Annotated in this window: 21 protein-coding genes; 15 read left to right on the plus strand and 6 right to left on the minus strand. The window is 37.4% G+C overall.

The window, feature by feature from the left end:
- Positions 1-12 precede the first annotated feature (12 nt).
- Positions 13-735: a HesA/MoeB/ThiF family protein gene (locus C8J95_RS08885; RefSeq protein ID WP_185124594.1), complete on the plus strand. Its 723-nt coding sequence runs from the start codon at positions 13-15 to the stop codon at positions 733-735.
- A gap of 105 nt (positions 736-840) precedes the next feature.
- Here the strand turns inward: C8J95_RS08885 and C8J95_RS08890 are convergent, their stop codons facing one another.
- From C8J95_RS08890 to C8J95_RS08910, 5 genes are all read right to left on the minus strand, one after another.
- The gene (locus C8J95_RS08890) at positions 841-2,109 is read right to left on the minus strand and encodes a TolC family protein (protein ID WP_255412754.1); all 1,269 of its coding nucleotides are present in this window, start codon (positions 2,107-2,109) and stop codon (positions 841-843) included.
- A gap of 88 nt (positions 2,110-2,197) precedes the next feature.
- Positions 2,198-5,308, minus strand: coding sequence for an efflux RND transporter permease subunit (locus C8J95_RS08895; protein WP_107808028.1), 3,111 nt, complete (start codon positions 5,306-5,308; stop codon positions 2,198-2,200).
- Positions 5,309-5,422: 114 nt separating this feature from the next.
- The gene (locus C8J95_RS08900; RefSeq protein ID WP_107808029.1) at positions 5,423-6,526 is read right to left on the minus strand and encodes an efflux RND transporter periplasmic adaptor subunit; all 1,104 of its coding nucleotides are present in this window, start codon (positions 6,524-6,526) and stop codon (positions 5,423-5,425) included.
- A gap of 615 nt (positions 6,527-7,141) precedes the next feature.
- A complete protein-coding gene (gene mgtA, locus C8J95_RS08905) occupies positions 7,142-9,814 on the minus strand; it encodes a magnesium-translocating P-type ATPase (RefSeq protein ID WP_107808030.1) in 2,673 nt (890 codons plus the stop codon).
- 23 nt (positions 9,815-9,837) lie between these two features.
- Complete coding sequence (locus C8J95_RS08910) at positions 9,838-10,536, minus strand: MgtC/SapB family protein (protein WP_059324854.1); 699 nt, start codon at positions 10,534-10,536, stop codon at positions 9,838-9,840.
- Between the two features lie 247 nt (positions 10,537-10,783).
- On the opposite strand from C8J95_RS08910, the gene C8J95_RS08915 reads away from it, so the two are divergent.
- The 14 genes from C8J95_RS08915 (at position 10,784) to C8J95_RS08975 (ending at position 20,811) form a co-directional block, all read left to right on the plus strand.
- Positions 10,784-11,668, plus strand: a complete 885-nt coding sequence (locus tag C8J95_RS08915) for a tetratricopeptide repeat protein (RefSeq protein ID WP_107808324.1) — start codon at positions 10,784-10,786, stop codon at positions 11,666-11,668.
- A gap of 79 nt (positions 11,669-11,747) precedes the next feature.
- Positions 11,748-12,134 carry a DUF488 domain-containing protein gene (locus C8J95_RS08920; protein ID WP_107808031.1) on the plus strand — a complete coding sequence of 129 codons (387 nt, stop codon included), beginning with the start codon at positions 11,748-11,750 and terminating at the stop codon, positions 12,132-12,134.
- Positions 12,135-12,701, plus strand: coding sequence for a Crp/Fnr family transcriptional regulator (locus C8J95_RS08925; RefSeq protein WP_107808032.1), 567 nt, complete (start codon positions 12,135-12,137; stop codon positions 12,699-12,701). It begins immediately after the preceding gene.
- Positions 12,702-13,079: 378 nt separating this feature from the next.
- A complete protein-coding gene (locus tag C8J95_RS08930) occupies positions 13,080-14,156 on the plus strand; it encodes a DUF418 domain-containing protein (protein ID WP_107808033.1) in 1,077 nt (358 codons plus the stop codon).
- 8 nt (positions 14,157-14,164) lie between these two features.
- A complete protein-coding gene (locus C8J95_RS08935) occupies positions 14,165-15,229 on the plus strand; it encodes a serine hydrolase (RefSeq protein ID WP_107808034.1) in 1,065 nt (354 codons plus the stop codon).
- A gap of 13 nt (positions 15,230-15,242) precedes the next feature.
- Positions 15,243-15,848 carry a GrpB family protein gene (locus C8J95_RS08940; RefSeq protein WP_107808035.1) on the plus strand — a complete coding sequence of 202 codons (606 nt, stop codon included), beginning with the start codon at positions 15,243-15,245 and terminating at the stop codon, positions 15,846-15,848.
- Between the two features lie 29 nt (positions 15,849-15,877).
- A complete protein-coding gene (locus C8J95_RS08945; protein WP_107808036.1) occupies positions 15,878-16,795 on the plus strand; it encodes a GNAT family N-acetyltransferase in 918 nt (305 codons plus the stop codon).
- A gap of 55 nt (positions 16,796-16,850) precedes the next feature.
- Positions 16,851-17,576, plus strand: a complete 726-nt coding sequence (locus C8J95_RS08950; RefSeq protein WP_107808037.1) for a bifunctional 2-polyprenyl-6-hydroxyphenol methylase/3-demethylubiquinol 3-O-methyltransferase UbiG — start codon at positions 16,851-16,853, stop codon at positions 17,574-17,576.
- A gap of 4 nt (positions 17,577-17,580) precedes the next feature.
- The gene (locus tag C8J95_RS08955) at positions 17,581-17,970 is read left to right on the plus strand and encodes a cytidine deaminase (RefSeq protein WP_107808038.1); all 390 of its coding nucleotides are present in this window, start codon (positions 17,581-17,583) and stop codon (positions 17,968-17,970) included.
- Between the two features lie 27 nt (positions 17,971-17,997).
- Positions 17,998-18,579: a GNAT family N-acetyltransferase gene (locus C8J95_RS08960; RefSeq protein WP_255412755.1), complete on the plus strand. Its 582-nt coding sequence runs from the start codon at positions 17,998-18,000 to the stop codon at positions 18,577-18,579.
- A gap of 10 nt (positions 18,580-18,589) precedes the next feature.
- Positions 18,590-19,543, plus strand: a complete 954-nt coding sequence (locus tag C8J95_RS08965) for an AraC family transcriptional regulator (RefSeq protein ID WP_107808039.1) — start codon at positions 18,590-18,592, stop codon at positions 19,541-19,543.
- An 18-nt stretch (positions 19,544-19,561) separates the two neighbouring features.
- Positions 19,562-20,062: a hypothetical protein gene (locus tag C8J95_RS08970; protein WP_255412756.1), complete on the plus strand. Its 501-nt coding sequence runs from the start codon at positions 19,562-19,564 to the stop codon at positions 20,060-20,062.
- A gap of 24 nt (positions 20,063-20,086) precedes the next feature.
- Positions 20,087-20,293: a GNAT family N-acetyltransferase gene (locus C8J95_RS18945; protein WP_255412777.1), complete on the plus strand. Its 207-nt coding sequence runs from the start codon at positions 20,087-20,089 to the stop codon at positions 20,291-20,293.
- Positions 20,294-20,304: 11 nt separating this feature from the next.
- Entirely contained in the window at positions 20,305-20,811 is a 507-nt protein-coding gene (locus C8J95_RS08975) for a hypothetical protein (RefSeq protein ID WP_107808040.1), read from the plus strand.
- On the opposite strand, the gene C8J95_RS08980 is transcribed toward C8J95_RS08975, so the two are convergent.
- Positions 20,798-21,334 (minus strand): AAA family ATPase, encoded by a 537-nt coding sequence (locus tag C8J95_RS08980; protein ID WP_107808041.1) that lies wholly within the window; start codon positions 21,332-21,334, stop codon positions 20,798-20,800. The genes C8J95_RS08975 and C8J95_RS08980 overlap by 14 nt on opposite strands.
- Between the last annotated feature and the right edge of the window lie 19 nt (positions 21,335-21,353).

The following is a 21,353-nucleotide window of genomic DNA, read 5'->3' on the forward strand; positions in this document are numbered from 1 at the left end:
TACAATTATTATATGAAAGAAGATTCTATAACCAATGAAGAATTTAACCGTTATAGCCGCCAGATTTTTATTGAAAAAATAGGCGTGACGGGACAGCGAAAAATAAAAAATGCTAAAGTGCTGATTGTAGGAGCAGGAGGTTTGGGAAGTCCGGTTATTCAGTATTTGTCGGCGGCAGGAGTAGGTACTATTGGTGTTGCAGATTTTGATGTTGTAGAATTGCATAATCTGAACCGGCAGGTGATTCATACCGAATCCAATATTGGAAAGTTAAAGACAGAAAGTGCAGCAGATTTTGTTGCAGCCTTTAATTCTTCGGTTAAGTTTATTACTATAAATGAAAAAATAGAACCTGAAAATGTACAGTCTATCTTTCAGGATTATGATTTGATTGTAGATGGCTCAGATAATTTTACCACCCGATATCTGGTGAATGATACCTGCGTAGCACTCGATAAAACTTTGGTTTACGGGAGTATTTTTGGATTCGAAGGGCAGATAGCTGTATTCAATTATAAAGGCAGTAAAAATCTACGGCATCTTTTTCCGGAGCCGCCTAATCCGGATGAGGTTCCCAATTGTGATAAAAATGGAGTACTTGGTCCATTGCCCGGAATTGTAGGAAGCATGATGGCGATGCAGACGCTGAAGATTATTGCAGATCTCCCGGTAATAACCAATCAGCTAACCATAGTAGATACCCTGAACTGGAATTTTTTGAAGATTGGGTTTTAGGAACTGATACAATAATTGATTGTAAACCTTGGCAAGGTTGTTTTAAGCAAAATGCTCCTGTGAATAAACAACAGGAGCATTTCTATATAATTAAGTAAAAATGATTTAAAAAGAGATATCCCAGATACCCGTTTTGCGTTCAAGTTCTATTAAGGCAGCAGCATTATCTGCAAGAGCCTGATAGTAATCTTTTCTTACATCATTGTAAGTTCTTTGTGCATTCAGAACCTCCAGAATAGAGCTTTCACCTCTTTTGTAACTGTAGATAATACCTTCCAGAATACTTTTAGCTTCTGTAAGCATTCCGTTGTGGAACTGCTTTACTTGCTTCTGGGTCGCCATATATTGCTGATAAGCCTGCATTACTTCCGCACGTATACTTTGTTCTACCTGCTGATATTCCAATTGGGACTGGGAGTGTGCCATTTCGGCAATCTTTAGTCCCGCATTTCGGTTATTGGAGAATTTTAACGGAATACTTACACCAAGTTTCACAGCATTTACAGCAGGAGAGGGGGCTATTTCATTTGTTGCTGTTGTATTATGTGATACTCCGGCAGAAAGCCCCAAATCTATTTTACGATTGGCTCTTTCCAGATTAATCTGGCTTTTTGCTACCTGTGTATTCTGGCGGGCAGCTAATAAATCGGCTCTGTCATTCAGTGCCTGTGTGATAAGATCCTCGACACCAAAATCTCTGTTAAAGGCATTGAAATCACCGTCAACATCTCTACCCGTAAGATTGTTATCACTCAGAAATACAGATAATCCTGTTATGGCTTGTTGCTCCGCACTTTCGGCCTGATAGACATCATTGAGAAGAGAAGCGGCTTCCAATTTACTTTGCTTGGAGGATACCAAAGAGATTGTCCCCAGGCGGTATCTGATACTGTCGGATTTTGACAGTTTTAGCATGTTTTTATAAGAATCCTGTTGTACATCCAGGAGAGCCTTGGTTCTTAAGGCCTCGATATAACCTAAGCTAGCGTCTGCACGGAGGTTTCTGAAGAAATCTGATAATAATATCTTACTCAGCTCAGACTGATTTCTGGCAAGGTCCACACGGGCTTTTCTTTTTCCACCCAGCTCCACAGTCCAGCCAAAAGATCCACCGAAAGTATATCCCATATTTTTGGAGATTCCATTGTTGGAGCCCTCCATATCAAATTGTGGATCCGGAAACATATTGGCTGTCTGAATAGAAGCTTCAGCCATGCTTACATTGTATTTCTGTGCAGCATAATTCAGGTTTTTCTTTCCGACAAGATTCAGGTATTCATTAAAGCTTAAAAGCTCTTTTTCCTGTGCTTTTACAATACCCGCCATGCTGAGTAATGTTGCTGTAACTATAGTAAAACGAATATTAAATTTCATCTGTCTCATTTTTAATACGCCGCTTCTCGGCTGGTTGTATAGGTCAGATAGAATGCTAAAGCCTATCATAACCAAGTTCGTTAGGTTTTTATTCAGGCATTTCATCTGTCTCTTTTTTCAAATTTTGTTTTTTTTCAAACCTATGTTCGGCCATATAGTAAATTGCCGGTAGTACAAATAATGTAAGAATTGTAGAGAACATTAGTCCGTACACAATTACCGTCGCCAGAGGACGTTGTACATCCGAACCTATTCCTGTAGCCATGGATGCGGGGAATAAACCTATTACCGCAACAGTAGCAGTCATTAATACAGGTCTGAAACGGTCTCTGGCTCCTTTAATCACGGATTCTTTTAGCTCATGTCCTTTCTTTCGGAGATCATTAATATGTGAAATCATAATAACACCGTTCTGAATAGCAACACCAAACAAGGCAATGAAACCTACCGCAGATGATACATTGAGTGACATTCCGCGTATATTAAGAGCGAGCATTCCGCCGAATAAAGCTAGTGGTACAATAGACATCAGTACCAATGCCTGCTTGAAGTCGCCGAATGCACCATACAATAACAGGAACATAATTGCCAGCGCCAATGGTACAATAAAGGCCAGTCTGGAGTAAGCCCGGTTCTGATTTTCAAACTGACCGCCCCACTTAATGTGGTATTTTTCGTGATCGTATTTGATGTCTTTTTCTATTTTAGCCTGAGCTTCCTTCAGGAAAGAAGAAAGGTCACGGCCTCTCAGGTTTAATTTTACCGTTAGATGCCGCTTGTTCATCTCACGTGTAATAGTACTTTCACCTGTACTTAGCTTTACTTCTGCTACCTGCGACAATGGAATCTTGGCTCCGGAAGCAGAGGTTAACATCAGATTGCCTATTTTATCAGGTGTATCTCTGCTTTCTTCCGTATAACGGCAGGAAATATCATAGACTTTGTTGCCAATGAAGATTTGAGATATGGCTTTTCCTCCTAATGCTACTTCGATAAGGTCTGCTACATCCGATACATTTAATCCGTACTGAGCAATTTTGTCCCGGTCAGCAATAATCTGAAGCTGAGGTAATGGCGGTTCCTGATCGATAGCTAAATCGGCAGAACCGGGAGTTTTATCCAGAGTTGACAATACATTTTCAGCAATTCTTCTGGTTTCCTTAAAGTCATCACCGTAAACTTTTACCACAAGCTCACTATGTGCACCGGATATTTTATCCATTACACCGTCAATCATAGGTTGGGAAAATCCAACAGTAAAGCCGGGCATATCTTTATAATCTTTCGCCAGCTCCTGAATAAGATCGGCTTTGGTTTTTCCTTTAGGCCATTCTTTGTAAGGTTTTATTCCTACAGAAACTTCAAAGTGAGAGGCTGTCCACGGATCGGTTCCGTCGTCATTACGCCCTGCCTGAACCATCATATAAGTGATCTCAGAATGCTTCAGCGTTCTGGCGCGTAATGTATCGCTCATTTCTTTTGCTTTTGCCAGCGATATTCCCGGTGGCAATTGTACCTGTAGCCAGATGGAACCTTCGTCCAGCTCCGGAAGGAAATCTTTTCCCACAGTGTAGGACAATACTCCTGCAGTTGCCAGAACAAGGCTGACTGGTAAAATAACCTTTTTAGGTGCCTGCATAATTTTTTCGATTCTCTTTCCGTAGGCAGTACTTATTTTCTCCAGCCATTTGTTGTGATAAAGCTTCTGAGGCTTTCTATAAATTACATACGCCAGTCCCGGAATAAGAAGAAGCGCTACAGCCAGTGCTCCGAATAAGGCATAACCAACTGTAAAGGCCATCGGTGTAAAAAGTTTTTTCTCTACTCTCTCAAATGCAAATAATGGGAGATAAGCTGTGATAATAATAATGGTGGAAAAGAAAATAGGTTTAGCTACCTCTATCACTCTTTTGGTAATGCTTTTTTCTTCCAGTTCTTCTTCCGGATCATCTTCTCTTTTCTTCAGGATTGTTTCCAGCATTACGATGGCTCCGTCTACAATAATACCGAAATCTATTGCCCCCAGAGAAAGAAGGTTAGCCGGGATATTGGTAAAATGCATTAAGATAAATGCAAATAATAATGAAAGTGGAATTGTGATGGCAACTAATAAAGCTCCTCTCCAGCTTCCAAGGAATATAATAAGAACTATAATAACCAGTACAATTCCTTCGGTTAAAGTATGAGATACAGTATTAAGAGTGGTTTTTACAAGATCCGTTCTGTCCAGGAAAGGATGTATTCTTACCCCTGGCGGAAGGGTTTCATTATTCAGCTCATCAACGGCTTCATGTACGCCTTCCAGTACCTGAGAAGGATTTTGTCCTCTTAACAAAAGTACAATACCTTCTACACTTTCGGAGTAATTGCGTTTTTTATCGCTATAGCCAAGTATACCTTTTCTTTCAAGATTACCATATTTTAGCGTTCCTACATCGTTCAGGAAAACAGGAACACCATTTTCTGTTTTTACAACAATTTTTCCAAGGTCATTCAGATCTTTTACCAGACCAATACCCCGGATAACATAGGAAAGGTCGCCACGCGGAAGCATACTTCCGCCGGCACTTATGTTGTTTTTGGAAATCGTTTCGGTAACTTCGGAAAGAGATAATCCGTATTGTTCCAGCTTATGTGGATCCAGTTCTATCTGAAACTGAGTTGTAATCCCGCCAAAGTTAGTTACATCAGCAATTCCCGAAACTTGCTTAATCCGTGGAATAATAACAAAGTTTTGCAGGTCTGTAAGCTCACGCAGACTATGGTTATCACTTTCGATAATATAACGGTAGACTTCCCCGATAGGAGAAGTGAGAGGATCTAACCCGGGTTGTGCCCCATAAGGAAGATTTACTTCGGCCAGTCTTTCCTGGATTCGTTGTCTTGCCCAGTAATCGTCCACACCATCTTCAAAAACCATTGTAATAATGGATAATCCGAAGGTACTCTTACTACGCATAACGTGCATTCCCGGAAGTCCGTTCAGAGATCTTTCTAACGGGATTGTGATTTGTTGTTCTACTTCTTCAGCTGCCAGTCCCGGAACCTGTGTTACAACCTGAGAGGTAACATCAGCAATATCGGGGTAGGCTTCTACAGATAGCTTGGTCCAGGAGTAATATCCGAAAAATCCCAGTAAAAGGAAGAGTGCCAACATCAGCCATCTCTTCTGTATAGAGAGTGTAAGTAATTGTTTCATGTTTTTAATTTTTGAACCTGATCCTGCAGGATCTGAATTTGACTATTCACCATTCATATATTCACAAGTAAATTGTGAAGGCTGAAAATAGTCTCATGATAAAGATGTTATAGGTTATTTTGCGTCCAGCATATAGATTCCGCCTTCGGTCATAATAACATCGCCAGGCTTTAAACCGGAAGTAATTCTTACCACTTTCTGGTCTGTTTCTCCTGCGACAACTGAACGTTTAGCAAACTGATTTTTACCGGTTTTTATCCATACATATTGGGAACTGTCTTTTTGCATAAGTGCCGTAACCGGAATCATAATAGAATTCACTGGTGTGGTAGAAAAGTTGACAGTAGCATACATTCCCGGTTTTAGTTTTCTATCCGGATTATCGCATTCAATAAGTACTTTTACACTTCGGGTAGCCTCATCTACAATTTCGTTAATATGGTAAACTTTTCCGGTAATGTTTCTGTCCGGATAGGCACTTACCTTTACGGAAACAGGATCTCCGGTATTTACAAAGCGGATATCCTTTTCTTTTACTTCTCCGCTAATCCATACTTTGGATAATTCGGCAATAATAACGACAGGATCTGCATCCCCTTTCAGGAACTGGCCATTAACGATCTGATTAGAAATAATCTCACCATTGATTGGAGACCTTACAATAAGGGGACTACCCAGGCTGCCACCTTTGCTGTTGTATACCTTTAGCGCAGAAGAAGCATTGGAGAGAGAAGTCTTTTTGTTTTTGAAGTCTGTTTCAGCCTCATCAAGTTCCTTTTGGATTCCTACACCGTGTTTCACAAGATCCTGCTGTCTCCGGTAGTTTTTTTCCGCAAGTTGTACATCATTTACAGCATCTGTATAATCTTTCTGGACCGAGAAATAGTCAGATGAAAGAATTTCAAAAATAGGGCTGCCTGCAGAAACATTTTGCCCAAGGCGAACAAATGATTTGGTTATCCTTCCTGAAAAAGGACTTGCAATTTCTGCATAATGATTTGGAATTGCCTGAATTGTACCAGCAGAAACGACACCGTCACTATGTTCCTGTTCGGAAACCGTTTCGGTTTTAATCTTTCTGAAGACAGGATTGCTTTCCGGAACGATAACATTATCGCCTTTTATGATGAGATCCTGATCCTGAGGAGTTTCACTTTTAGAGTCTTTGCAAGAGATTACGAACGCTAAAAGTGCCAATGTTAGTATTGTTCTTCTCATATTTAGTAGTTATTTGTAACAATAGATTGAATTTTTAAATTATCTAGCTTCAAATACCATCTTCAGAGTAACTAAGATAGTTTTTTTCGCTGTTGCAAAGGTATTTTCATCACTTAGAATACCTCGTTAGAAAATCTTTAGAATACTATTAGAAAACTATTAGAAAAAGCTCGTATTTCATGTTAAAACGAGTAGTTTTTATATATCGGCATTCATTCTCCGCAAATGAGATCTATTCGCAGTTTTTGTTTTTATGTTGATTATATAATTGATTTACGAAGTAAAAGATATCGGTGATAACAGAGGTGAGACTGATAAATGATATAAAAACAATCCCTTGTAATGAAGACTACAGGGGATTGTCCTAATATGGAAAGTAAATAAATAATTTTAGTTGATTAATCGTAAAAGGATAGTAAGATTTTAATATTCTGTAAAAACACATAGACGCATAGAGTAAAGCATATAAAATAAAGCTTGATATAGGAAAGTAAACTATCACACATACGCTATGTATGCTATGTTAGTATTGAAGATACCTCTATCTGAATTTTAAAGCTATGTATCTGTGTGGTTTAAGATTCCTTTTCTTTTCATGGAATATTTGACTTGTGACTATAACCATTGCTGGAATTTCCGGATAAACCATTGTTTCACAAACTGAGTCAGTATACAGTATCCGGTAAGAATTCCCAGAAGATAAGGGAAATAGGATAGTGGAAGTGGCTGCATTTTCAGGTATCCTGCTATCGGAGTAAAAGGAATGGAAATCCCAATAAGCATAATCAGACTGGTAAGTGCAACTACCGGAGCTGCTGCCCAACTCTGAATAAAGGGTATTTTTTTTGTTCTGATAATATGTACAATCAGCGTCTGTGACAATAGACCTTCTACAAACCATCCGGTCTGAAAAAGACTTTGGTGTTCCGGAGTGTTGGCTTTGAAGATAAAGAACATGACAGCAAAAGTTATATAATCGAAGATTGAACTTAAAGGACCTATATACAGCATAAATTTCTTGATACTGCCGGCATCCCATTTTTTAGGTTTTTCCAGAAAATCCTTGTCCATCGTATCCCATGGGATAGATGACTGGGAGATATCATAGAGCAGATTTTGGGTAAGTATTTGTAACGGAAGCATAGGCAAGAATGGTAAAAAGGCGCTTGCACCGATCATACTAAACATATTACCAAAATTGCTACTGGCAGTCATCTTTATATATTTGATGATATTTCCAAAAGTTCTTCTACCATAGATAACACCGCTCCGCAAAACCATCAGGTCCTTCTCTAATAATATAATATCGGCACTTTCTTTAGCAATATCAGCCCCGGTATCTACAGAAATACCTACATCAGCTTCCTTAATGGCCGCGGCATCATTAATACCATCTCCCATAAAGCCTACGGTATGTCCTTTTGATTTTAATATTTTTACAATGCGTTGTTTTTGCAATGGACTTACTTTTGCAAAAATTGAATAAAGATCCATATTCTTACTTAGTTCTTCATCTGAGATTTGATCCAGTTTTTCACCCAGCATTATATTGTTGATAGGAATTCCTACATCATGGCATATTTTTTTCGCCACAATATCATTGTCTCCGGTAATTACTTTTACCTCTACGCCCAATTTATGCAATGCTTTGATACTAGGCTCTGCGGAAGGTTTTGCAGGATCCAGAAACCCGATAAATCCAGTAAGGATAAGATTATTTTCATCAGCAACAGAGTAGTTTAGCGGATGATTTCCTTCAAATTCCCGAATGGCAACGAGCAATACACGAAGTCCTTCAGCATTTAGCTTTTCGGACATTTTGAGAATTTTTTGCTTCATAGCATCATCTAGCGGAACAATATTATCATTCTCAATATGCAGGCTGTGATCGTCTCCGGGATCTAAGGCATATTTACATAGAGAAAGCATTTCCTCTACGGCACCCTTAGAAATCATCAGGTGTTTGCCTTTGGAAGTATTCAGAACTACGGACATTCTTCTTCTTTCAAAATCAAAAGGAATTTCGTCCACTTTCATATATAATTCATCGGCTTTCATCAGATTATGTACTTCGGCATGATCCAGAACAGCCTGATCCAAAAGGTTTTTTAGACCTGTTTGATGGAAGCTGTTGAGATAAGCCCATTTTAGTACTTCATCATCATCCATTCCCCGAACGTTGAGGTGGGTTTCCAGTACGATTTTATCCAATGTAAGTGTTCCGGTTTTATCCGTACATAGGATATCCATTGCACCTATATTCTGAATAGCATTCAGCCTTTTTACAATAACTTTCTTTTTGCTCATGTTTACAGCACCTTTTGCAAGGTTAGCCGTAACAATCATAGGCAGCATTTCCGGAGTCAATCCAACTGCAACCGCAATGGCGAACAACAATGCCTGCATCCAATCATCTTTTACAAATCCATTGATCAGGAATATAACTGGCGTCATAATCAGCATAAACCGGATAAGAAGGAAGCTTACTTTATTAACACCAATATCAAAAGATGTTTCAGGTCGTTTTGAAACAAGATTTCTGCTGATGCTCCCGAAGTAAGTGAAGATACCAGTATTCGCTACCACTACAGTGGCAGAACCACTTACGACATTGGTACCCATAAAACATATATTCGGAAGAGTCAGCGGATTTTGCTCTTTAGCATCCCGTATCGCAAAGGCATTTTTTTCAACAGGAAGAGCCTCACCTGTGAGGATAGATTCACTAATAAAAAGGTCTTTACTTTTTAGTATTCTACAGTCCGCAGGCACCATATCACCGGCAGAGAGCAAAACAATATCTCCCGGAACAATATTAGCAATCTCTATCTCTTCGCTATCTTTAAATTTTCGTTTGGTAAGGCAGCTCGTTTTTACCATTTTCTTTAATGCTTCTGCGGCTTTGTTACTGCGGAATTCCTGAATAAATCTAAGAATCGTACTGAACAGCAGCATAATGGCAATAATAATGCAGGTGCTAAAGTCTTTCTCTTCGGAAGGAACTAGTATGGCATCGATGAATAAAGAAATGATAGCAATACAGGCCAGTATATAATTGAATGGATTGAAAAATGAATGGGTAAATTGCTTTAACCATGAAGGCGCTTTCTGTGTTGCAATTTCATTTTTACCATAGATTTTTACACGGTCTTTTACCGTGTTGTCGCTTAGCCCTTCTTCTGAAGTTTCCAGCATAGCATACACCATCTTTTCATTCAATACAGCTGCTTCTTTAAGCTTTACAAGTGCTGCTGAATTAAGATTTTTGTTTGTGGATCTTTTTAACATTGTCTCAGTGCTGTTTTTTAATGTTATAAATCGTTTTCGGTACCTATAATTTCCCAGCTTACCTTAATTACCTTGTCTTCTATAGTAAGTCTGCTGGCTGTTTTTTCCATAAAGCTGTCCTGTGGTACAGAAGCATGAACTTCTGCTGTGATAATAGCATTTTCGGGTGTTCCATTATCATCGCTGGTAAGGGATTTCAGCAGAACCTTGTCATTGCCGCCTAAGGACTGCATAAGGAGCACACGTATATGATTTTCAACCTCTGTTTTGCATTTAATACTAAGCAGGTATTCTGTATAATGGCTTCTGCTGCTGATATTTTTACTAAGTGTTATTCCTAATGGACGCAGAATTAAATGAGTGAGGATAATAAATCCACTGGTAATAGCTGCTTCAAACGGAAGTCCCATTGCACATAAAGCTCCAACTGAAGCCGAGCACCAAATGGTAGCAGCGGTATTAAGACCTCTTACGGTAAGCCCGTCTTTCATAATGACTCCACCACCTAAAAAGCCAATACCGCTAACGATGTATGATGCTATTCTGCCGGTAGCATCGCCACCTATTCTTATAGAGAGCAGTACAAATGCTGCCGATCCAAGACATACCAATGTATTGGTGCGGAGTCCTGCACTTTTCTGGCGCCATTGTCTTTCGAAACCAATGCTGGCTCCCAAAGCAAATGCAATAAAAAGACGAAGTGTAAATTCTAATGTGTTCATAACCTTTCTGTTTTAGCATCCGGCCCAGCTTACAGAAAAGTAAAGTGGCAGAATGCTTAGTTGTTGTAATAATGCGGATCGGTATCCATATCTGTTTTCTTTGCTGCAAAGGTAGTCTGGTGTTTTTGGAAAGGCCGTTAGAAAAATCTTAGAATGTAATTAGAAAACCATTAGAAAATAAAGGATTGTAATTTTTCAAAACTTAGTGAAAAATGTATATTTTTATCTGGGCTTAAGCAATAAAATTATGAACAGAACATATACGATATTGTCATTTCTTTTTACTGTATTATTTGTTAGCCATATTGAAGCTCAGAACAATACTGAACTTCAGAAAATGGCGGATGCTGATCAGAAATCAAGAATGTCAGGAGAGATAAACTGGAAAATCCTGAATAAAGAGGATAGTGTGAGAAGGGAAAGAATTTTCCAACTTATAAAGGAAAATAAAGTACAAACAGCAAAAGACCATCTGAATGCAGGAATTGTTTTTCAACATGGGAATGATACAATAGCCTCAAGGATGGCCGTTCAGAGTTTTGATAAAGCCATAAAACTGGATCCAAGCCTTAATAAATGGTGGTTTGCAGCAGCAGTTGACAGAGATTTGATGCGTCGGGGAAAACCTCAGATTTATGGTACTCAGTTTATAAGAAACAATACAACAAACGGTAAATGGAAGAGATATGATCTGGACCCTTCTAAGGTAACCGACGAACAAAGAAAATATTATAAGGTAGAAACAATTAAAGAGCAGGAAGAGAAAGAAAGGCTGATGAATCTAAAATCCGTTGGACAGTATTATACAAAGGAAAATCCTTCTGTAGATAAACTTGTATTACTGATTAAAGAAGAATTTAAGAAAGGAAAAAATGCTGAATATAATGTCAATGAAGATGAGATCAATAGTTTTGGTTATAAATTATTGAATGAAAATAAAGAGAATGAAGCTTTGGAGATACTTAAGCTGAATACCCAATTGTACCCTAAAGGATGGAATACCTATGATAGCTATGGAGAACTGCTTTTGAAAATGGGAAAAAAAGATGAAGCAAAAAAGAACTACCAAAAATCTCTGAAATTAAATCCTAAGAATGAAAATGCTATAAAAGTTTTAAAAGAGCTGAGCTAAGTAGCTCATATTGCTTAAATACAGGGGATTACTAAAGAATGCATAATTTTTCATAAATTTAATCATTGCTTTTACAGTTATGCAGACAATACACCTTAAAAGAGTTTATGAGAAGCCTTCTCCGGAAGATGGTTACAGAGTTCTGGTGGATAGATTATGGCCAAGAGGAATCTCTAAACCGGAAGCTGATATTGCCGAATGGGATAAAGATTTGGCTCCATCTACAGAGCTCAGAAAATGGTTCCATCATGATCCTGCACTTTGGACAGAATTTTCTGCAAAATATGAAGCCGAATTGCTGGATAAAAACCCTGGTGTTACGTTTCTGAAAAGGTTAGAAAAAGAAGAAGTAATAACCCTGGTATATGCTGCAAAAGATGAGAAACACTGCCATCCTTTAGTATTGAAAAAATATCTGGATGGTATTATCGCAAAAAAAGCTAATCAAAATAAACCACAGCCATAAATGACTGAACATATCGAAAGGATCCAGGCACTCGTTGAAAGTTTTGATGAAGAAACAATGAATGTAATGGATCAGTTAACGACAATTAAACACCTGAAGAAAGGTGAACTTTTGCTGCAGGAAAATGAGATTTGTCGGAAAAGTTATTTTATGGTAAACGGAATTGCCAGAAAGTTTTTTATTCTGGATAATAAAGAGATTACAACAGAGTTCTTTTTCGAAGATGATATTGCTGTATCATTTGAGAGCCTTGTGAATCAGAAACCAAGCAAAGAGGTTATTGAATGTTTGACAGATGTTACTGTTGAAGCAGTGGATTATAATGCTTTTCAGCAAATTAAGAGACAATATCCACAACTGATGGAATATGTGATTCTGATCACCGAATTATATGCTATCTGGCTGGAAGATCGTCTTTTTGATTTTCATGCACGCAGTGCGACAGATCGCTACCTTAATCTGTTGAAAAAATCTCCGGAATATATTCATCATATCAAACTCACCCATATATCCTCTTATTTGGGGATTTCTCTGGAAACCCTTAGCCGAATCAGAGCAAAAATATAATCAAAGATAATGGCAGCACTAGACTCAAACTCTAGCGCTACTATCGTTGCTTCTGCGGATATCAATACTGCATATAAAAACATATAGAAACATAGGATTAATTCTATAAAAGAGCTGATGCATAGGAAAATAAATTTTTACACATAAGCTATGTACTCTATATTAGTATCGAAGATACCTTCATCAGAGATTAGGAGGCTATGTTTCTATGTGGTTGAAAAGATTCTTTTTTGAACTTTCACTAGGTTTTAATCCGATATGTTATTCTTTTGTTTCTTTTGTGGTTATGAATTAAATCTTATAATTCCTGAATTTTTTGACATTTGTCAAAGGCTGGTTGGTTGGTAATCATGATTTTTGCTGCGGAATATTTGCAACATGAAGAAAAGGATTATCGGATTTGATCTGGCCAGGGCTTATGCTATTTTTGGGATGTTTATTGTGAACTTTAATATAGTCTTCGGGAAAGAAGATAATAGTTTCATGAGTAAGTTCCTGACCTTGTTTAGCGGACATTCCAGTACTGTATTTGTTATGTTGGCAGGTATGGGGGTAGCACTGATGACAAATCGGATTTCGGAATATACCGATGAAGACAGAAAAAGATTAAGAATAACAATTCTAAAGCGTGCAGCGTTCCTATTTGTTTTTGGAGTACTTTTTTATCTGTGGTGGCCGGCAGATATCCTGCATTTGTATGGTGGGTATATGAGTATAGGGGCTTTATTGGTATTCATGGATAAAAAGTACTACCTAATAGCTGCTGCTGTTACTGTAGCAGTCTTTCATATACTATTACTATTCATCCCATACGAAACAGGGTGGGATTTTGGAAATTTACAATATCTTGACTTTTGGACTATAAAAGGTTTTCTCCGGAATACATTCTACAATGGATGGAATCCTATATTTCCATGGTTTGCATATTTCGCTGTAGGCTTATATTTAGGGAGGCAGGACTGGACGCAAAAACGAATTCAACGAAAAATGTTTTTAACAGGGCTTGTACTATTCATTTTCATTGAGACAATTCGTTTTGTAAGCCCTTATCTTAATCTTAGTCCAAAGGTTATGGAATTTATCCATTCAGATTATATTCCGCCGTTTTTACCTTTTGTGCTCAATACCCTAAGCTTTGGTATGATGCTTATTGCAGCTTTTATGTATGTAAGTCTCTATATTTCGGATAAGCAATGGGCGATAGATTTGGCTAAAACAGGACAGATGACACTTACACATTATGTATCTCATCTTACGGTTGGTCTTGTTATATTAGCGCTTTTACGGGGTGATTATTATTCAGGAGAATTAGGAGGACAACCACCTTTACAGCCGGTTTATATTTTATTATTCTCTGCAGGTTATTTTATCATTAGTATTTATTTCAGCATCTTTTGGAGTAAGAAGTTTAAACAGGGACCTTTGGAAATGTTGATGCGAAAAATTTCAAACTAAAAAAATTAATGAAGAACGTATTTGATATACTTGAAAATTATATAAAAAAAGTAAAGTTTAATGGAAATATAATGATTGCCGAACGACGTAAGGTATTATACACAGGGGCGTTTGGCAATACTTATCATCCGGAAGAAAAAAGAGAACTGAGCAGAGCCTCAGTTTTTGAGCTTGCGTCTGTCTCCAAACCATTTACAGCTTTTGCCATGTTAAAGGTTTTGGATATATATCATTTGTCTCTGCATACCGACGTAAGGTATTTTCTTCCGGATTTTCCCTATGAAGGAATTTCCGTTTTTCAGCTACTCAATCATACTTCAGGATTGCCGGACTATATGGAATTGTTTGAAGAGTTTTGGGATAAAACGATTATCGCAGATAATAGTGATGTACTAGGACTATTAACAGCCATTCGTCCTAAAGCTTATTTTAATCCTGGCGAACAATGGGATTATTGTAATACAGGTTATGTAATACTAGCTGTAATTCTGGAAAAAATAACAGGATTTACTTTCCCCGAAGTACTACAGAAGTATATTTTCAGACCACTGGATATGAAAAGTACAATGGTATATAACAGGCGGAAAAATCCGCAATTAATTCCTGATTACGCGTTTGGTGTTTTAAGCGATCCGGAAACAGGAAAACTAAAGTTGCCAGATGAAATAAAAGGTGAAGAGTATGTTTATTATCTGGACGGTATACAAGGTGACGGAACGGTTAACTCTACATTGGATGATCTGTTGATATGGAATAATGCGATACTGGAACAGTATTTAGTAGATGAAAAATATCTGAATCTGATGTTTGAACCTACAGTAAATAATGATGGACAAGCATTTCCGTATGGATTAGGATGGGAGCTTGATGAAAAAAAGAACAGTGAAAAACAGGTATATCATACAGGTGGCTGGCCTGGATATTTTACCTATAATTCGTTATATTTGAATAGCGGAATATCCGTCATTCTGCTCTGTAATAAGCCTGACTCTGAAGATATTGAAAAGGAAGTACTTCAAAAGTTGGAAGATACAGTTTTCGGCAGAAAAAGAACCCGAACATTATATTCATAAATACTTTCCAATCGTGCAGCTCATCATAGAAAAATATAATTCTGACTGGAAAAAGCAGTTTGAAGAACTAAAACAGGAACTGGAAGAATTAACAGCTACAGTACATACAGATATTCAGCATATAGGAAGTACATCCGTAGAGGGACTTTCTGCAAAGCCAGTTATCGATATTATGGTAGGTGTTAATTCCGAAGAAGATTTAGATAAAATTCCACTTTTATTATCCGGGAAGCAGTATGTGTATTATGAGAAATATAATGAAGATATGCCTTACCGAAGATTTTTTGTGAGGCTAAAAGCCAAACCTTCCGAATGGTCTTTTCCTGAACAGATTAATAAAGGTGATGACATTCCGGAGAAGCTGCACGATCATCATTTAAGATTAGCCCATATACATGTAATACCTGTGGGCTCGGAACATTGGCTGCGTCATATCGCTTTCCGGGATTACTTGCGGACACATCCTGCTGTACTGACCAAATACCAGAAACTAAAAGAGGAGCTTGGAAAAAAAGAGTGGAAGGATGGGAATGAATATAATGATGCTAAAAATAATTTTATACAAGATGAAGAACAAAAAGCAATCCGCTGGTATAAAGAAAATAGTAACAGAAATTAAACCTTAATGAGGTTTCAAAAACGTAAAAAATGCATTTAGAAAAAGTAAATATACACGAACATAATTATACCCTCGCTATTGCTTATCAAAATGATAAGAAATTGAGAGGAGAACTGAACAGGCTTACACAGCAGGTTTGGGAATTTACCTTTGAAAACTATTATCAGAGTGGTTTTTGGGATGGTAGCTGTATTGCTTATTCCCTGTTCGAAGGAGGGAGGATCGTATCTCATGTTACGGCAAGTCTGTTTGATACTGAGATTAAGGGTGAGAAAAAGAAATTATTACAATTTGGAACTGTAATGACAGATCCGGAATATCAGAATAAAGGACTAAGCCGTTTTCTGATGGAACGGGTTCTGGTCGATTTTAAACAAAAAACAGGTGGGATGCTACTGTTTGCTAATGGTAGTGTACTTGACTTTTATCCGAAATTCGGATTCAGACCGGTAGCAGAATATCAGGCTTTTAAAAATATAACAAATAAAGATTTTTCTACGCCTGTCGGAATACGAAAACTAAACCTGGACAATCGGGAAGATCTGAATTTATTCACAGACTTGGTAGAAAATAATCTGACTAATACCGTTTTACCAGTCCAGGGCAAAGGAATATCATTATTTTATTGTTATGCTTATCCCGACTTTGGATATAAAGATGCTATATACTACATTGAAGAATTAGAAGCTATTGTAGTGGCTAATGTGAAAGAAAAAGTTCTGGAAATTACAGAAGTTTTCAGCAAAAATATGATTGCTCTACAGCAGATTATTGCTGCTTTGGCTCATGAAGAGTTTACTTCTGTACGATTGGGTTTTACACCATTAGAGGAAGGTTTTGAGTATGAGTTGCTGACAAAGGAAGATACGGTGTTGTATGTGTCTGAAGAGTTATATAGTATGTTCGAAGAACAAAAGCTAGTTGTTCCTTTTTTATCACATACATAGTCTCGGAAATAAATAACAGACTAAACGAAATACAGAATTTAAGAAGTAAGAGAAGATGAAGCAAAATATTTATGATAATCCAGAATTTTTTGAGGCTTATAAAGATCTACGGGATCAGGATAAAGGTTTGAACGAATTGTTGGAACAACCCGTTATGAAAAGGCTTATGTATAATGCAAACGGGAAAAGTATTCTGGATATTGGGTGTGGATTCGGACATCAGATTCAGTCTGTACTAGAGCAAAATCCATTTGTTGTTACCGGTATTGATATTTCTGAAAAAATGATAACTGAGGCTAAAAGAAGGCTGGACGATTCCAGAGTATCTTTACAATGTACAGCGATTGAAGACTATATAATAGAGCCGAAAACTTTTGATATTGTTATCAGTTCTATGACATTGCATTATATCGAAGATATCAGACCATTACTTCATAAAGTTTATAAAGGACTAAATAATAAAGGTCAGTTCCTTTTTTCGATAGAACATCCGGTTTGTACAGCTTCGCAAAATGGTTGGGCAGAGGTTAATGCTAGTCCGTCGTGGCTTCTGAGCCAATATGGTAAAGAGGGAATAAGGAAGCAGAATTGGTTTGTAGATGGTGTTATTAAATATCATAGAAAGCTAAGTACACTGGTAAATGAACTATCAGAAGTGGGATTTTGTATCAAAAATATAGAGGAACCAACCCCTGACGAAGCACTTCTTACATTGAGACCTGATTTCAGATTACATGTGGAACGTCCACCAATTGTAATTTTTAATTGTATAAAAGAATAACATTATGGATTTAAAAAAAATAGCACATCAATATGCCAAATCTAGAGTTCTGAATGATTTTATAGAATACGGAGGAGTTGCAGCTGCTATAAAAACATCTGCCGGAAATGTTTATACTGGTATTAGCATAGATACAGCATGCTCTATGGGATTTTGTGCAGAACATAGTGCTGTTGCAGAAATGCTAAAAAATGGAGAATCTGTTATTCAGGCTGTAGTAGCTGTGGACAACCATGGAAATGCTGTCCCACCATGTGGGCGTTGCAGAGAACTGATGAGTCAGCTCTCTAAACAAAACCTTGAAGCTGTTGTAGAAGTAAAAAATGGAATATATAAAAGTCTTGGTGAAATATTGCCGTATGACTGGAAAGAAGATTTAGAAAGAGAATGGTAATGATTACCAATAGATTAATAGAGATAAATGAAAAGAAAAATGCAGGTAACCAGAGAAATTAGCTTTACAGAATTTAGTGATATATACAACCGATATCTTGTGGAAGATTTTCCTGAAGATGAGGTAAAACCACTGTATGTAATAGAAAATGCATTTGTCGCTAATAAATATACTGCTTATGCATTGGAAGAAGATTCTAAGGTGAAAGCCTATGCCTCTTTTATGTGGAAGGATAAAGATTTGTTGTTATTAGATTATTTTGCTGTAACACAGGAAGCAGGCCGTGGAGGCGGGATAGGCTCTATATTTCTTCAGAAACTAGCTCAGAGTATAAAAGCGAAAGGTTTTATTATAGAATGTGAGGCACCGGAAAAAGCAATAAATGAAGAAGAGCGGTTGATAAGAGAAAAAAGAATTGCTTTTTATGAAAGAAACGGCGTGGAAAGGACAACTGTGACAGCAGAAGTTATGGGAGTAGATTTTCGCCTTTTGTATATGCCCATTGAGGCTGGCGTAGAGAGTATAGATATGGAAACAGATTTTCTTAGTATTTATCATAATCTGGATCCGAAAGAGTTCTACCACAAATTTGTGAAAATCATCTCCTAAAAATATAAAAATGTCCAAATCCTCCAATATAAAAGAAATCAGTAATCCACAGGAATTCAAAGAATTTTATCTGAACGATGCCCATCATTCCTTTTGTGAAGAATGTAGTACAATAGAGTATATATACGGGAATGGTTTTTTGGAAGTTATAGCACTGGAAGAGCTGAAGAAGATACAGAAGAAGACATTCGGAGACCGAACAAGAAGAAAGTTCTATAGTATTATATTGCTTACAGATGGAGAGACGGAAGAAACAATCGGGCACAAAAAATACCATTTTGGACCGGGATCTATGTACTTCATTTCTGAAAATCAGCTTTATTCTACAGAAAAATGGGATGAGAATGTAAAAGGTATACTGTGTATGTTCGATGTAGATTATTTTCTGTTATGCATTAAGCACCAGATTAAGCTAAATCAGTTTCCTTTTTTTCAGACAGATCAGAAGCCGTTTATTAAGCTTTCGGAGCGGGAAACCCTGATGATGGAACATCTTTTTTGGAAACTGAATAGTGAGAAGTGCCAGAAATCTACATTCAACGATGATCTTCTGGTAAGGATGTTTCTGAATGTTATTTTATTGGAAGCAGAAAGGATACATCGTAAAACATCTGCTGATGAAACCTTTAATCTTTCCAGACAGGAGCAACTGGTGGCTCAGTTTCAGCTATTTGTGAATCAGTATTTTCTGGATAAAAAACAAGTAAATGAATATGCAGAGCTATTACATGTCCATCCCAACTATCTTAATGATGTAGTAAAGGAAATCACAGGTTTTCCGGCAAGTCATTTTATACAGAAACAGCTTATTCAGGAGGCCAAATCACGTCTGGTACAAACCAGTGATACCGTATCCATGATTGCCACGGAACTTCAGTTTGCAGATGATTCTTATTTCGGACGGTTTTTTAAGAAACAAACTGGACTTACTCCATTACAATATAGAAAAAGACACAAACACTAAATATCTAAAAAACAAAGAATGAATAATTTTTCGAAGCAGGTGACTGCCTTCTGGAAAGAGGAAATGAACGGAGATCTTTGGTATAAAGACGATAGTTTTACACTTATGATTAATGAAGATCTGGAAGAAGACGGCCAGGTTATGTTGCTTGAAAGTGCAGATAAACAAAGTGTAAATGCAGTTGTAACACCTGCTATCATGAAGCGTATAGGCTTGACGGTAAATGATTCTTTATCAGAATCTGCATTCCTTCAACTGTTAAAAAATGCGGGAATATCTCTGCATGGAGCCGATTATATCTACTATTATCAGGAAGAAAATAAAAAGAAACTATTAGAAGCCGAAAGTATTGAAACCATTCGTCGGCTAAATGCTTTGGATGCCGAGGCTTTTGAATATTTTGTTTCATCAGCCTCAGAGCAAGATCTTGATGATGCCTATGTGGAACTGAATCATTGGGTTGTATTTGGCTCCTTCGAAGATGGGAAATTGGTAAGCGCTGCCAGTATGTATCCATGAGGAGATGATGTAAAAATTGCAGATCTGGGAGTACTTACACTACCTAATTACAGAGGAAAAGGACATGCCAGAAACCTGGTGCATACGATTTGTAAATACACTCTCCAGCAAGGTTATGAGCCTCAGTATCGTTGTCAGATTGATAATCATGCCTCTGTAGCACTTGCAGCTGCTTCAGGGCTTACACTATATGGAAAGTGGGATCTTATTGCTTCAGACAGTATTATCTAATTAAAAGAAAAATGAAAACATTAAACGATTGTATACAGGTATATAAAGAGCAACTCGCAAAAAAAGATATTCAGAAAGCCTATCATGGTCTGATGAAATATATGATGAGCCTGAAAGCCAGTTTATCCGGAGTATATGCAGACAGATTTAGCTTCGGAAATATTTCGTTTGGCTACATGGACTTTACTTATTTTCCGTTTCATAATGAATATCTGAGAGAGCAAAAATTACGCTTCGGCATAGTATTTAATCATGAAAAGATGAGGTTCGAGCTATGGCTGATGGGACAAAATGCAGGAGTACAGAAAGCTTATTGGGAGCTTTTGAAAAATACCAGCTGGAATAAGGATAAAAAGAAAATGCCAAGATATTCCATCTTAGAGACTGTATTATCGGATACTCCGGATTTTAATAACCTTAAAGAACTTACCCGGATTATTGAAGTACAGACAGAACATGCGTCAGAAGCTATTATAAAAGAATTGGAGAAACTGGATATAGAGCCTAAAGATTATTAAGGATAAATTTTTTTCTGTTTATAACGGTATCAAAAGGAACATCGATGATGTTGTATCCATAGCGGGTATAGATCTCTTTCATAATTTCGCAAGTGTTTACAGCCTCCTGCCAGCTTTGTTTGCGTTCAGTATCTGTTTCATAAATATCTTTCCAGGGCGGAAGCAAGAAAACGTTTATATGGTAGGGATTAGCACGTATAATTAGCTCAGTTTCCGGGGAGATCGGAATGTTTTCCAATTCCATATAGCCAATGGTGTCCGGTATTCCTCTATCGAAAAATACTAAAGAACCTGCTGATTCCTGAAGCATTTTTTGGTAAGCTTCCAGTGAAGATTTCAACATTAATGCTGCAAAAACAGGTTTATTCTTCCAGGGGAGACCTTCTCCTGCAGACTCAATCTGTTCTTTTATGATTCTGCGGCCTTCTTCTGGAACAGTAAGGTATCCGCTGTTATTTAACTCATTGATAAGGGATGTTTTACCAGAGCCAGGGCCACCGGTAATCACATGAAAATTATTCATTGCTGATAAATTTAAATTG

The organism is Elizabethkingia sp. YR214, assembly GCF_003058195.1.
Taxonomy (GTDB): domain Bacteria; phylum Bacteroidota; class Bacteroidia; order Flavobacteriales; family Weeksellaceae; genus Elizabethkingia.

Excerpts from the sequence above, each read along its gene's own strand:
- C8J95_RS08885 (WP_185124594.1), top strand. The coding sequence starts at position 13 with ATGAAAGAAGATTCTATAACCAATGAAGAATTTAACCGTTATAGCCGC.
- C8J95_RS08890 (WP_255412754.1), bottom strand. The coding sequence starts at position 2,109 with ATGAAATTTAATATTCGTTTTACTATAGTTACAGCAACATTACTCAGC.
- C8J95_RS08925 (WP_107808032.1), top strand. The coding sequence starts at position 12,135 with ATGACTGAACATATCGAAAGGATCCAGGCACTCGTTGAAAGTTTTGAT.
- C8J95_RS08965 (WP_107808039.1), top strand. The coding sequence starts at position 18,590 with ATGTCCAAATCCTCCAATATAAAAGAAATCAGTAATCCACAGGAATTC.
- mgtA (WP_107808030.1), bottom strand. The coding sequence starts at position 9,814 with ATGTTAAAAAGATCCACAAACAAAAATCTTAATTCAGCAGCACTTGTA.
- C8J95_RS08935 (WP_107808034.1), top strand. The coding sequence starts at position 14,165 with ATGAAGAACGTATTTGATATACTTGAAAATTATATAAAAAAAGTAAAG.
- C8J95_RS08980 (WP_107808041.1), bottom strand. The coding sequence starts at position 21,334 with ATGAATAATTTTCATGTGATTACCGGTGGCCCTGGCTCTGGTAAAACA.
- C8J95_RS08970 (WP_255412756.1), top strand. The coding sequence starts at position 19,562 with ATGAATAATTTTTCGAAGCAGGTGACTGCCTTCTGGAAAGAGGAAATG.
- C8J95_RS08920 (WP_107808031.1), top strand. The coding sequence starts at position 11,748 with ATGCAGACAATACACCTTAAAAGAGTTTATGAGAAGCCTTCTCCGGAA.
- C8J95_RS08895 (WP_107808028.1), bottom strand. The coding sequence starts at position 5,308 with ATGAAACAATTACTTACACTCTCTATACAGAAGAGATGGCTGATGTTG.
- C8J95_RS08975 (WP_107808040.1), top strand. The coding sequence starts at position 20,305 with ATGAAAACATTAAACGATTGTATACAGGTATATAAAGAGCAACTCGCA.
- C8J95_RS08955 (WP_107808038.1), top strand. The coding sequence starts at position 17,581 with ATGGATTTAAAAAAAATAGCACATCAATATGCCAAATCTAGAGTTCTG.
- C8J95_RS08910 (WP_059324854.1), bottom strand. The coding sequence starts at position 10,536 with ATGAACACATTAGAATTTACACTTCGTCTTTTTATTGCATTTGCTTTG.
- C8J95_RS08915 (WP_107808324.1), top strand. The coding sequence starts at position 10,784 with ATGAACAGAACATATACGATATTGTCATTTCTTTTTACTGTATTATTT.
- C8J95_RS08950 (WP_107808037.1), top strand. The coding sequence starts at position 16,851 with ATGAAGCAAAATATTTATGATAATCCAGAATTTTTTGAGGCTTATAAA.
- C8J95_RS08930 (WP_107808033.1), top strand. The coding sequence starts at position 13,080 with ATGAAGAAAAGGATTATCGGATTTGATCTGGCCAGGGCTTATGCTATT.
- C8J95_RS08945 (WP_107808036.1), top strand. The coding sequence starts at position 15,878 with ATGCATTTAGAAAAAGTAAATATACACGAACATAATTATACCCTCGCT.
- C8J95_RS08900 (WP_107808029.1), bottom strand. The coding sequence starts at position 6,526 with ATGAGAAGAACAATACTAACATTGGCACTTTTAGCGTTCGTAATCTCT.
- C8J95_RS08960 (WP_255412755.1), top strand. The coding sequence starts at position 17,998 with ATGAAAAGAAAAATGCAGGTAACCAGAGAAATTAGCTTTACAGAATTT.